Genomic DNA, 12,407 nt, shown 5'->3' with positions numbered 1-12,407 from the left:
TTATGAAAAGACGAAATGTACCATTTTTCTTGGGGTTTTTTGTTATTTTATCAATATTACTTATAAGTTGCACTAATAAAAAATCAGAAATTCCTACCAAGCCTACTTCTAATATTTATTTTCAAGATTATGCAAAAATGTTTTCTTCAGCTACTAAGGATTATATACTAAGAACCTCTGAGGATATTAAAAATAAAACTACTGCTGAAATTACGCTAGTAACTATTAATTCATTAGACAATACTCCAATAGAGGATTACGCTAACTCTCTTTTTAGACAATGGGGAATAGGTAATAAAGAAAAAAATAACGGGGTATTAATATTAATCTCAAAAAATGATCGAAAATTTAGAGTTGAAGTGGGATATGGATTGGAAGGAATCTTACCAGATGCAAAAACAGGTACATATCTGAGAGAATTATCAGTTTTTTTTAAAGCTGGAGAATACGATAAAGGCATAATAACTCTATATAACAGAATACTTACGAACATTGGACAGGAATACAACATAGATGTAAGTAACTATGTCAATAATAATCCACTACCAAGCTCTAACTCTGATGTAGATACTTCCACAAATATTCAAAATACATCCTCTTTATTTAGAGGAATCCTTCCCTTATTCTCAATTATATTATTTATAATTGTTATTCGTTTGTTTGGCGGTGGCGGCCCTAGAGGAAGAAACGGTGGAAGATATTATGGTGGTTTTTGGGGTGGCTATTATGGAGGTGGTGGTCCATTCGGAGGTTCTGGAGGTTCTTCCGGAGGATTCGGTGGCGGTTCATCTGGTGGAGGAGGTTCATCTGGTGGCTGGTAATAATATAAACTTAAGGAGGTAAAAAATGAAAAAGATCTCTTCATTATTAATACCCATAATAATTGTTATAGCTGTAATCGCCCTATTAGGTGGAGGATATATAAGTAGCTATAATAAGTTAATATCAAAAGATCAAAAAGTGGCTTCAAACTTTAGCCAAGTAGATAATCAGCTTCAAAGAAGAAATGACTTAATTCCAAATCTTGTAGAAACAGTGAAGGGTTATACAAGTCATGAAGAAAAAGTATTTACTGATATTGCTAATGCTAGAATGAAAATTGCTGGAACTTCCTCTCCTGCTATGAAGGCTCAAGGAGATGCTGAATTAACTACTGCTCTAAGAAGTCTTAATGTTATAGTAGAAAATTATCCTGTATTAAAAGCAAATGAAAACTTTATGAGACTTCAAGATGAGTTATCTGGTACTGAAAATAGAATAGCTGTTGCAAGAAAAGATTATAATGATTCTGTCCAGGATTTTAACAGCTATAAAAAAAGATTTTTTGTTAATATGTTTTTTGGATCAAAATATCCAGACAAAGAATATTTCAAGGCTGCTCAAGGGGCAACTGAAGTTCCTAAGGTAACCTTTTAAAAAAATCCCCAAAATGTATAAGACATTTTGGGGATTTTTTTATATATCTTGTTAATATCTAATTCCACTCCAGTATATATTATCTTTAACAATAGCCTTTTCTCCAAGTTCAACATCTTTAAATGCCCACTTTTTGTATTCTTCAAAGCCAGTTCTATCAATAATATATCCTATATGCTCTTTTCCACCAGGAGCTTCCTTATCAATATACTCAGTAACATAGTCATAAGTATTTAAAATAATTTTTCTTATGCTAGATTCATCTGCCCAGATAATAAAATCTTCTGCTAATCTAGGATTTTTCTTACCTGATCTTCCCATGATAGCTAATCTATAATACTTTTCTTCACTTCTAGTCCAAGCACCTGTTGGGCATTTTCCTACGCATTCCCCACAGCCTATACATTTGTCGTGATCTCTAACAACTTTAAAGTTTTCAAATTTCAATGCACCAGTTGCTCTTTTTTTGCAGTTATTTACACAAGCTTGACAACCTATGCATCTATAAGCATCATACTGTGGCTCTGTCATACCTATAATACCAAAGTCATGCATTCTTACCTTCATGCAATCATTAGGACAACCTGTTAAAGCTATCTTAAAGTGCAAGTCATTAGGGAAAATATCTTTTTCTATTCTTTGTGCAAATCCAGATGTATCATAATTAGCAAAAGGGCACACTCTATTACCTATGCACGCAGATACATTTCTAGTTCCCGCTGCAGTATATCCTTCTCCTGGTACTTCTTGATTAATTTCTAGTCCTTCTATAATAGGTTGAAGCAATCTATTAACTTCAGGTATATCCTTCATATCTATGTCTGGTACTTCAAAGCCTTGTCTAGTAGTTAAATGTACTGTCCCATTACCATACTTATCAGCAATTTCTTGAATTAGACTTAAATATTCTGCTTTTAAATGTCCTCCTGGAACTCTTATTCTTGAGGCTGTCATTCCTCTTTTCTTTGTAACCCTAAAAGCATTTTTTTTGAGAGCTTTAGTATTTATATCCACTTCTATTCCCCCTAATCCCTTAATAGCTTTCCTTTTGTATAATTGAACACAGGCCCATCTATGCATACATAAGTATCATCTATTTTGCAGTGTCCGCATTTTCCAACGCCACAACACATCTTTCTTTCTTGTGAAATCCATATATTTTCTTCTTTTAACCCTAATTTCAAAAATTCTGCTACTGCAAATTTCATCATAATAGGAGGACCAACAACGATAACTTGAAGTGAATCCATATCTTCAACTTTAACTTCTGGTATATATTTTGTAACAAGTCCTACATTACCTTTATAATCTTCATCCGCTCCATCTACAGTTAATACTATATCTATTGTTTTTTCCCACACACTTAAATCTTCTTTAAATAGAATATCTTTTGGAGATTTAAATCCTGTAATTAAAGTTACTTTTTTTATTTCTTCTCTATTCTTTGCAAAATGATCTATAACCCCTCTAACTGGAGATAAACCTGTTCCACCTGCTACTACGATAAGTTCTTTTCCCTTATAAATTTCTGTATCAAAACCGTTCCCATAAGGTCCTCTCATAAATAAGTTTTGACCTACATGGTAGTTGAATATCTCGTTAGTTACAACTCCAACTCTTCTTATAGTTAGTTCTACATAACCCTCCCCAATTCCTGAAACAGAGATAGGCGCTTCCCCGTATTTAGGAAGAGATAATTCAAAAAACTGCCCTGGTTTAACTTCACCTTGGAAAGATAATCTAAAAGTATATTCAATATCAGTATGTTGCTTTATATCTAATATTTCAGTTCTAAATGGCATATATACATTACTCATTTTTATTCACCTCGTCCATTGCAGTTTCTAATTTATTTACACAGTTTGAGAAGGAAATATATTCTGGACAGATATCATCACATCTACCACAACCTACACACATATGATATCCCCATCTCTTTTTATAATCATATACTTTGTGTAGAACTTTAAATCTCATTCTTTGTCCTTTGTCTAATCTAAAGCTATGTCCTCCAGCCATATTTGTGTATCCATCTACATGACAAGAAGCCCAAACTCTTCTTCTTTCTCCTGCTCTTGCATTATCCTTATAGAAAATATCCTGTGTAGTAAAGCATGTACAAGTAGGACAAACAAAATTACATCTTCCACAAGCTATGCATCTAGCTGAATACTCTTTCCATACTTCTGAATCCATAACCTTAATATCTAAGTTATCAGGAATATTCACAGATACTTCGTTTTTGTCCACAAAATCAGGTGATATATCCACAGTTTCTCTCTCTAAATCACCTATATATGCTTCTAATTGTGAATCCTTTACATCAAAGTAAACCATATTTCCATCTAGTTTTACATAAGCGTCTTGTTCCTCTGTTTTATTTGTTCCCATGCTTACACAAAAACAATTATCAAAGCTATTTTCACATCCAATAAGTATAAACTTTGCTTTTTCTCTTAACTTCTTATAGTATGGATCTTCTACTCCATTTTTCAAATATATATCATCTATCCTCTTAACAGAGTGAATATCACAACTTCTTAAGAAAATTAGTGCTCCTTTTTCCTCTTCCTTTGGCTCAATCCACTGATCTTCAGTAAAATAGAACAAAGTTTGAGTTATAGGTAGTAGTGTTTCCTTATAAGAAAATGCTGACTTTTGATTGAATTCTACTTCCTCAATATCTGATATTTCTCCATATCTAACTATGTCTGTATCCGAAAAGGTTCCTTTTCCTGTTAGAATTTTTGGAGCAAATATCTTATAATCCTTAGAATATCTCTCTAATAACAAATTAAAGTTTTCAACAGTTAATTTAAACCCCATGACTTACACCTCTTAATATTTTTTTATGCACGATATCTTATTTATCTTTTGAAATAAGGTAATATGGTATTGCTAAAAATAAAGCGCCTCCAATAAAATTACCTAATGTTACAAATCCTATATTATATATAAAACCACCTATACTAACTGCAGCAGTATGAGGTATAAATAAACTAATAGATAGTAATGTCATATTTGCGATACTGTGCTCAAATCCAGAAGTTATAAATGCAAAAAGACACCAAAAAATCATGATAAGCTTACCAGTTTCTTCTTTCATTCTGTAAGTACACCAAACTGCAAGGCAAACTAATATGTTACAAAATATCCCTCTAGTTATTAGTTCATGAATAGGAAGTCCCATCTTTGTCGCTGCAGTCTTAACAATAAACTCTCCTACTGCTGCTTTACCTAGCCCTGTAGCATAATAAAGATATCCTCCTAATACTGAACCAATTAGATTTCCAACAAAACTAAAAATCCAAATTTTAATTGCATCTAAAACCGAAGTTTTTCCTTTTAATATTCCAACAGTCATTACAAAATTGTTTCCTGTAAACAGTTCTGAGCCAGCAAAAATTACTAAGCTAAGTGCTACACCAAAACCTAATCCCATAACAATCTTAGTTGCTGGAGAATTTCCAGATGATAACAATCCTCCGATTGTAAATATAAGCATTATTCCTAATCCTACATACAACCCAGCAAACATTGCCGACAGCAAGTATCCAAACTTATTCTTGTTTAGTAAGCCTATCTTTGCTTTTGCAGCTTCACTTACTTTGTTAATTTCTTCACTAAACATGACAACAACTCCTCCTCTTTTCTATGAATTTATTATAAAATAACCCTAAAACAAAGGACTGTGATAATAATCACAGTCCTTTAAAATATTTCAAAAGCTTTTCTTTATTAATAATGAATATCTTCTTTTCTCTCATTTCTATTAAACTCAATTCTTCTAGTTGTTTTAAAGCTCTCGATATTGTTTCTCTCTGACTTCCGAACATATCCGCTAGATATGTTACAGTTATCCTCATATCTATAAGAGACCCTTCATCATAATCTACTCCGTAGTCCTTACATAGTTTCCATAGCTTTGCAGCCACTCTTTTTTCAATTTTTAGAGGTGTTGTATTCTTTAGCTGCCTATATAATCTTCTGACTTTTATTGTCAAAGAATTAACTATTATTTTAGTTAATTCAAAATCTCTACTCATAATATCAAGTAGTTCTGACTTTTTTATAGCTATAAGCTCTCCTGCTTCAAAGGCCTCACAGTTAATAGATGCTGCAAGATTATCTAGAATAACATCATTTAATATTTTTCCAGTACCTAATATATATATTATTTTCTTATTAGAGTTTTCTCCAAGCTTATATAAAGAAAACTTTCCACTTAAAACTATGTATACTGTATCAACTTTTTCTTTATCTCTAAAAACATGGGAATTCTTTTCAAAGCTTGTTACAACTATATTCTTTACTAAAGCATCTAATGTTTCTTTTTTTAGAGTTTTAAAAACTTCTTGTGTTTTTAACTCATCTATAGTAATTTTCCTCATATTTGTATCTCCAATTATTTTATTTTACATAATAATTTTACCACAAAATAAAGTTACTGAAATTTATAAGTTATCTTTTAAATTAATAATGTAGCAAGCTCCTTCATTAACATTATTCTTAGCAACTATAGATCCCCCATGTCTTAAAATGATACTTTTAGTTATTGCTAACCCTAATCCATAGTTTCCACCTTTGCCTTTATAGAATCTATCAAATATATTGTCTATGTCCTTACTGTCAAATCCAGGACCATCATCTTTAACTAAAATCTCAATATTAGACTCATTCTTGTTCAAGTAAACATATATGTTCTTCTTAGCATATCTAAGGCAATTGCCAAATATATTTAACATTGCTCGTGTAAGTTTATCCTCATCTGCCCTAATAATTGCTTTGCTTAAATTTGAAGAAAGACTAATTGTTTTACCCTCTTTAACTGCAATCCCATTTATTCTATCTATACAAGTTCTAATTATTTCTTCAATATTTACTGCCTCAAACTTGAATTCCTCCTGCATCGCATCAATTTTTGATAGGTATAGTAGATTTTCAACTAATTCTGATAATCTTTTACTTTCATCTATAATTATTTCAATGGCCTTATCTTGCTCATCTACTACACCATATTTTATTCCCTCAGCGTACCCTTGTATTGACATAAGCGGAGTTCGAAGCTCATGTGATGCGTTTTGCATAAAAGTTTTCATGGTGTCATCGTAAGCTGCTAACTTTTTTGTCATAAGCTCCATACTATCTACTAGCTTACCAATCTCATCATCATTTTGCTTTTTAAATTTAACATTATATTCTCTATCTCCAATTTTTTTTGCATAATTCACTAATTCATATATTGGCTTTGATATCTTTTCTGAAACATTACTAGAAATAACTGATGCAATTACTGCCGCAGCAAGTAATATTAAAAACAACATAATATTAACAACCATAGTAAGACTTCTACTTTTAGCTAAATCTGAATATACAATAAGATATACACCTTTATTTCCCTTCAAGTTTAAGTTAAATGCTCCTAAAATGTATCTATTCCCTGATATTTTGAAATTAATTGTAGTGCTATTATTAAGGCTGGATAATGTAATTCTTCTGTTTACAACTTTCATTAGATTTTTTTCTATAAAATTATATTCTTGTTTATTTTCATTTGGCGGATATATAATATCTTCATTTTTTCCTAATAACACATAGTTTATATCTAAAAGTGATTGGGATTGTTTTATTGTTTTATTCATTTGAATTAAACTCTTATTAAATTCATTAGAATTTTTATATTTTTCAGCTACATCTATTCCACTTTTGTTTTCTTCTTCTATCGTCTTTGCAAGCATTTGTCCTGATGTAATAATTTGTGATTTAATTTCTCTCCTTACGTATAAACTAAGGCAGATATCAAAAATTATCATTGTGAGTAAAAGTGCAACACCTACAATAATAATATGTGATAAAAATATTCTTTTCTGTATTGATGTTTTATATTTTCTCTTCATATCATTTCCTTCTTGTTACTTATTAGCTATTATAAAACCAAATCCCCAAAGTGTCTCAATCTTTAAGTCCGATCCTACATTTAATAGTTTTTTTCTTATTCTTTTTATCATATCATCTGTCGCTCTTGTATCTACTTCACTATCAAAGCCCCATATCTTATTTAGTAATTCTTCTCTGCTTACGCCCTTATTTATATTTTTAGATAAATATAATAGTAAATTAAATTCCATTGAGGTTAGTTTTAAATCTTGCCCCTTACAAAGAGCATATCTACCCTCTGTAAATATCTCAACATCAGAAATATTTATTATTGACTTACTTTCTTTATTAGTTTTTTCCAGTTCCATTCTCCTAAAAATACTCTTAACTCTTAATACTAATTCTACTGGACTAAAGGGTTTTGTCATATAATCATCACTTCCAAGCATTAGTCCTGCTATTTTATCTGATTCACTATCCTTTGCCGAAATAATAATTATTGGGACTGTACTTTCTTTCCTTATTTCAGAGCATAGAGCAAGACCATCAATACCAGGCATCATTACATCAATTATAAGCATATCTGCTGGAGTTTGCTTAAATTGATCTAAAAGGCTTTTTCCATCAGAGAAGGTCTCAACATCATAACCTTCTTTTTTTAAAAACATTCTTATTATCTCTTGTATCTTAACCTCATCATCAGCGATATATATTAGTCTATTATCCATAAATTTACCACCTTATATTTTAGTTTGATTATAGCATACCAACTTTTTTATTCACATATCCACGCTAATTCTGCCTTAATTTTGCCACAATTTTTCGGAGATTCAGCCTAAGGTTACTTGGTAAACTATATTTGTAAGCAATAAATTAAATAACTTTTAATCAATATTTATGTTTAAATAGGAGGTTACACCTTGAAAAAATTTATTACTATAGTTATTTCTATATTTTTTACTTTTACTATCCTTGCTGGCTGCGGAAGGAGACAAGATGCTTCTAATAAACAAGTAAATGATAGTTCTGAAGCTTCATCCAAATCTGTTCCTAGTACTAAAAATTCTAATACCGATAACTCAAAAGCAGCAAATACATCAATTAATAATGTAGATAGCAGCTTAGATAACTTAAATAATGCCTTAGATAGTCTAGATGATAGCACTGATGTAAATGAAACTGATTCATTAATAAATAATTTAAAATAGGAGATGTTATTATGAAAAATTTAAAATTAAAAATTCTCGCTTCAATGGTAGCTGTTACTTGCTTAATTCCTGCAATTTCTGCAAGTGCAGCTGAAACTAACACTAATGCAACAAGACAGCTTGGCTCAGGGTTAATTAAACAACAACAAAACCTTGCGACAAAAAGTGAATGGCAACAATATAAACCTACTATTACACAAAAAAAAGATACTATAAAACAAAATCATTCGACTAATCAATCTCTTAGAAATGAGATTAAAGAAAAAAGAACAACTGCAAAAAATCTCACAAAGGATATAAAGCAAAGTGGCAAAAAGCTAACTTCTGATGACTTATCTAAAATTGATGCTCAGTTAAAAACAATAAATAGTGACATTTCTTCTTTAACTGATACTAAAGGCACTATTAAAACAGCCTTCACTACTGCAAAAGATGATGTTAAAAACAAAGATTTTCAGGGCGCAACAACTCAGTTAGATAATGTTATAAATATTCAAAACACAAGAACAGATGGATTAAAGAAATTGAGTGCTGATATGGATACTCTTATCAACCTTCTTCAATCGGCTACAGCTAATTCAACAACTATGTAATAAAATAAGCTGTTTCAAATTATAAATTTGAAACAGCTTATTTAAACTTATATCTATTTAAGTTCTTTTTCTATTGATTTTATTAATTCCTTTACTACATATTCAGCATCTTCCAATGATAATGTTGAATATAATGGCAAAGTTATCTCATTCTCATATTGAGCATATGCATTAGGGTAATCCTTAATATCATATCCTAAGTTTTTATATAAAGTAAGCATAGGAAGTGGAATAAAATGAACATTTGTAGCTATATCTTTCTCTCCCATATCTTGAATCACTCTATCTCTTTGTTCTTCTTTAAATCCCTTTATTCTTAATGTATATATATGATAACAGCTTTCCGAAATATCATCATTTGCTACTGGGGTAATCGCCCAATCCTTCTCACTTAATATATTATCATATACATTAAATAAAGCTTTTCTCTTTTCTGTCATTTCATCATATCTCTTTAGCTGGGCCAAACCTATTGCGGCCATAATATCAGTCATATTGCATTTTAATCCATCTGTCAATATATCGTATTTCCATGCTCCTGCCTGCATTTTTGATAAAGCATCCTTTGTTTGACCTTGAAGTGCAGTATACTTAAACTCTCTAAACAAATCTGGTTTTCCATTAAAATTGTTGTCATTATAGGTTATTGATCCGCCTTCAGCTGTAGTAAGATTTTTTACAGCATGGTAGGAGAAGACATGAAAATCCATTTGGCCGCCAACTCTTTTTCCTTTGTACTTTGCTCCAAATGAATGAGCTGAATCTGAAATAAGTACAATGTCTTCACGATTTTTAGCCTTTATTACTTCTCTAACTGAATCATAGTCTACTGGCATTCCTCCAATATCAACTGTTATTATAGCTTTTGTCTTTGGAGTTATTGCATCATTTATTTTATCTATATCTATTAAGAAACTATCCTTTTTAACATCTACAAATACAGGTTTTATTCCTCTATGAATTAAAACATTGGAAGTTGCTGCATAAGTATATGGAGTTGTTATTACTTCATCTCCTTCGCCTAGATTTAAAACCTTTAGAATTAACTCTAGGCCTGCAGTTGCACTATTTAATGCAACAGAATAATTGGCATCAGAATACTTTGCTACTTCCTTCTCAAATTCTTGTGCCTTAGGTCCTGATGTAATCCATCCGCTCTTTAAAACTTCTACAACAGACTGAATCTCCAAATCTGTTATATCCGGAGGGGAAAAAGGTATTTTCTTATTTATCATATTCTTATCCTTCTTTCACAATTATTTATTCTTGTAGAAATTTATAATGGTATCACAAACATATTCTATTTCTTCATTTGTTATTTCAGGATAGATTGGTAACGCTAATATTTCACCACAAACTCTTTCTGCCACTGGGAAATCTCCTTTTTTATATCCTAAATATTTAAAGGATTCTTGAAGATGTAGTGGTATTGGGTAGTAGATACTATATCCAATTTCATTTTTCTTTAAGTATTCTGCAAGGCCATCTCTATCTTCAGCTAATACATTAAATACATAATATACTTGTTTTTGATCTCCCTTTGTAATTGGAAGTCTAACATTCTTGCAATCTTTTAGTTTTTCTATATAAAGCTCTGCAATTTCTTTTCTTCTTTTTATTGCATCATCTATATATTTTAGCTTAACTGATAGTATAGATGCTTGAAGGGTATCTAATCTTGAATTGTAACCTATAAAATCATAATGATATTTTTTTGAAGCTCCATGTACTCTGTAACATCTTGCAAGATTAGCAAGTTCATCATTATTAGTTACAATCATTCCTCCATCTCCATAACCTCCAAGGGTTTTTGTTGGGAAGAAGGAAAATACTCCAAAATCTCCTATAGATCCTGAGTGCTTATATTCTTCTCCATTTCCTTTCCACCTCATACCAAATGCTTCTGCTGCATCTTCTAGAACTCTAAGATTATGCTTCTCTGCTACATCCATTATTTTATCCATGTCAGGCATTTGATCAAAAAGGTGTATTGGTAATATACCTACTGTATTTTCATTAATCTTTTCCTCTATTTTATTTACATCTATACCAAAGGTCTCTTCATCTATATCAACAAAAACTGGTTTCCCTCCATGCTTTGTAATACATGACGCAGATGCTAAAAATGTAAATGGAGATGTAATGATTTCTTTTCCATTTTTAAATCCTAAAATATCAGCTGCAATAACCAATGCATCTGTACCTGATGCAACTCCGATAGCATGCTTAGCTCCTGTATACTCCTCGATTGCCTTTTCAAATTCTCTTACTTCTTCTCCAAGTATAAAGTTTCCTTTTTCAATAATCTTTTGTATTGCCTTATCAAACTCCTCTTTTTTTTGGTCATACTCTCTTTTAGATGTATAAAAATCTACTTTCATCTTTTTCTCCTTTCATTTTTCAATAATTATATTTCTTTAGCTACTATAACCTTAACTTCTTGTTGCTTTAATTTCTCTATTTCTTCATCTGGTGCTTCCCAGTCAGTAATTATTATGTCTAAGTCATTTATATCAAGAGTTTTTGAAAAGAACTCAGTACCTACTTTATCAAAATTAGCTAGACATATCTTCCTTCTAGACACTCCCGCTACAGCTTTATGAAAGATTGCACCTTCTGGAGTCGAGCTGCTTAATCCATGTTTTGCAGAAATACCTCCTCCAGTTAAAAAAGCTTTATCTATCCTTAAGTTTCTTACAAATTCAGTGGCTAATGCATCTACTATTCCTTCTTCACTTTTTATCTTTCCACATACTATATATGATTCTATATTATTAAAATCCTTAAGACGTTCTGCCACTCTAAGTGAATTAGTGATTACAGTAAATGTCTTATCTCTAGGAAGATATTTAAGCATAATAAAGTGAATACTTGCATTTCCAATAAAGACTGTATCCTCTTCCTCAATATAACTAGCTGCTATTTTTGCTACAGCATTTTGATGTTCTGTTCCATCACTATATCTAATCTTATCATCCATTGGTAGCCTTCTAACCTTCGATAAAGTTACAGCGCCCCCATGAGTCCTCTTAATAAGTCCTTTTTCCTCCATATAGGTAAGATCTCTTCTTATTGTATCAATAGATACTTCAAGTTCCTCTGATAAATCTTTTGCAAGAACCCTTCCTGTTCTTTTAATTTTCAAGAGTATTTGTTCTCTACGTTCCTCTGCAAACATAATTCTTAATCCCTTTCCAAAATCATTTTACAACAGTTCTATTTATGATATTAGCATCTTTGTGCAGTTTTGTAAATGGTTTTTTGCAGTTTTGTGCAGTTTTGCATATAAAAAAGGAATAGCAATCGCTATTCC

Annotated in this window: 14 protein-coding genes; 4 read left to right on the top strand and 10 right to left on the bottom strand. The window is 31.1% G+C overall.

Annotated elements, in window-relative coordinates; translation table 11 throughout:
* The first annotated feature begins 2 nt into the window (after positions 1-2).
* The gene (locus tag L1S47_RS10365; protein ID WP_238883502.1) at positions 3-821 is read left to right on the top strand and encodes a YgcG family protein; all 819 of its coding nucleotides are present in this window, start codon (positions 3-5) and stop codon (positions 819-821) included.
* A gap of 25 nt (positions 822-846) precedes the next feature.
* Complete coding sequence (locus L1S47_RS10360) at positions 847-1,416, top strand: LemA family protein (RefSeq protein WP_238883501.1); 570 nt, start codon at positions 847-849, stop codon at positions 1,414-1,416.
* A gap of 51 nt (positions 1,417-1,467) precedes the next feature.
* Here the strand turns inward: L1S47_RS10360 and asrC are convergent, their stop codons facing one another.
* The 7 genes from asrC to L1S47_RS10325 form a co-directional block, all read right to left on the bottom strand.
* Positions 1,468-2,430, bottom strand: coding sequence for a sulfite reductase subunit C (asrC, locus tag L1S47_RS10355; protein ID WP_202769230.1), 963 nt, complete (start codon positions 2,428-2,430; stop codon positions 1,468-1,470).
* Between the two features lie 11 nt (positions 2,431-2,441).
* On the bottom strand, positions 2,442-3,233 hold the full coding sequence (gene asrB / locus L1S47_RS10350) for an anaerobic sulfite reductase subunit AsrB (RefSeq protein ID WP_238883500.1): 792 nt from the start codon (positions 3,231-3,233) through the stop codon (positions 2,442-2,444).
* A complete protein-coding gene (asrA, locus tag L1S47_RS10345) occupies positions 3,226-4,242 on the bottom strand; it encodes an anaerobic sulfite reductase subunit AsrA (protein WP_238883499.1) in 1,017 nt (338 codons plus the stop codon). The genes asrB and asrA overlap by 8 nt, the downstream gene beginning before the upstream one ends.
* A 37-nt stretch (positions 4,243-4,279) precedes the next feature.
* The gene (locus tag L1S47_RS10340; protein WP_202769214.1) at positions 4,280-5,047 is read right to left on the bottom strand and encodes a formate/nitrite transporter family protein; all 768 of its coding nucleotides are present in this window, start codon (positions 5,045-5,047) and stop codon (positions 4,280-4,282) included.
* A 70-nt stretch (positions 5,048-5,117) separates the two neighbouring features.
* Positions 5,118-5,807, bottom strand: coding sequence for a Crp/Fnr family transcriptional regulator (locus L1S47_RS10335; protein ID WP_238883498.1), 690 nt, complete (start codon positions 5,805-5,807; stop codon positions 5,118-5,120).
* Between the two features lie 63 nt (positions 5,808-5,870).
* Entirely contained in the window at positions 5,871-7,313 is a 1,443-nt protein-coding gene (locus L1S47_RS10330; RefSeq protein ID WP_238883497.1) for a cell wall metabolism sensor histidine kinase WalK, read from the bottom strand.
* A gap of 15 nt (positions 7,314-7,328) precedes the next feature.
* Positions 7,329-8,021 (bottom strand): response regulator transcription factor, encoded by a 693-nt coding sequence (locus tag L1S47_RS10325; RefSeq protein WP_238883496.1) that lies wholly within the window; start codon positions 8,019-8,021, stop codon positions 7,329-7,331.
* 192 nt (positions 8,022-8,213) lie between these two features.
* Here L1S47_RS10325 and L1S47_RS10320 point away from each other — a divergent pair, with 192 nt between their 5' ends.
* Complete coding sequence (locus L1S47_RS10320; protein ID WP_238883495.1) at positions 8,214-8,501, top strand: hypothetical protein; 288 nt, start codon at positions 8,214-8,216, stop codon at positions 8,499-8,501.
* 44 nt (positions 8,502-8,545) lie between these two features.
* On the top strand, positions 8,546-9,094 hold the full coding sequence (locus tag L1S47_RS10315) for a hypothetical protein (protein WP_238883494.1): 549 nt from the start codon (positions 8,546-8,548) through the stop codon (positions 9,092-9,094).
* A 53-nt stretch (positions 9,095-9,147) separates the two neighbouring features.
* Here L1S47_RS10315 and L1S47_RS10310 read toward each other — a convergent pair whose 3' ends face one another.
* From L1S47_RS10310 to L1S47_RS10300, 3 genes are read right to left on the bottom strand one after another with little or no spacing between them, the layout of a single operon-like run.
* Positions 9,148-10,329 (bottom strand): DegT/DnrJ/EryC1/StrS aminotransferase family protein, encoded by a 1,182-nt coding sequence (locus L1S47_RS10310; protein ID WP_238883493.1) that lies wholly within the window; start codon positions 10,327-10,329, stop codon positions 9,148-9,150.
* A gap of 21 nt (positions 10,330-10,350) precedes the next feature.
* On the bottom strand, positions 10,351-11,475 hold the full coding sequence (locus tag L1S47_RS10305) for a DegT/DnrJ/EryC1/StrS aminotransferase family protein (RefSeq protein ID WP_238883492.1): 1,125 nt from the start codon (positions 11,473-11,475) through the stop codon (positions 10,351-10,353).
* Positions 11,476-11,501: 26 nt separating this feature from the next.
* The gene (locus tag L1S47_RS10300; protein ID WP_238883491.1) at positions 11,502-12,272 is read right to left on the bottom strand and encodes a DeoR/GlpR family DNA-binding transcription regulator; all 771 of its coding nucleotides are present in this window, start codon (positions 12,270-12,272) and stop codon (positions 11,502-11,504) included.
* Positions 12,273-12,407 lie beyond the last annotated feature (135 nt).

This window comes from Clostridium sp. YIM B02551 (assembly GCF_022324735.1).
Classification (GTDB): domain Bacteria; phylum Bacillota; class Clostridia; order Clostridiales; family Clostridiaceae; genus Clostridium_T; species Clostridium_T paridis.
Note: the sequence above shows the minus strand (reverse complement) of the source record. Positions and strands in the feature narration are given on the sequence as shown.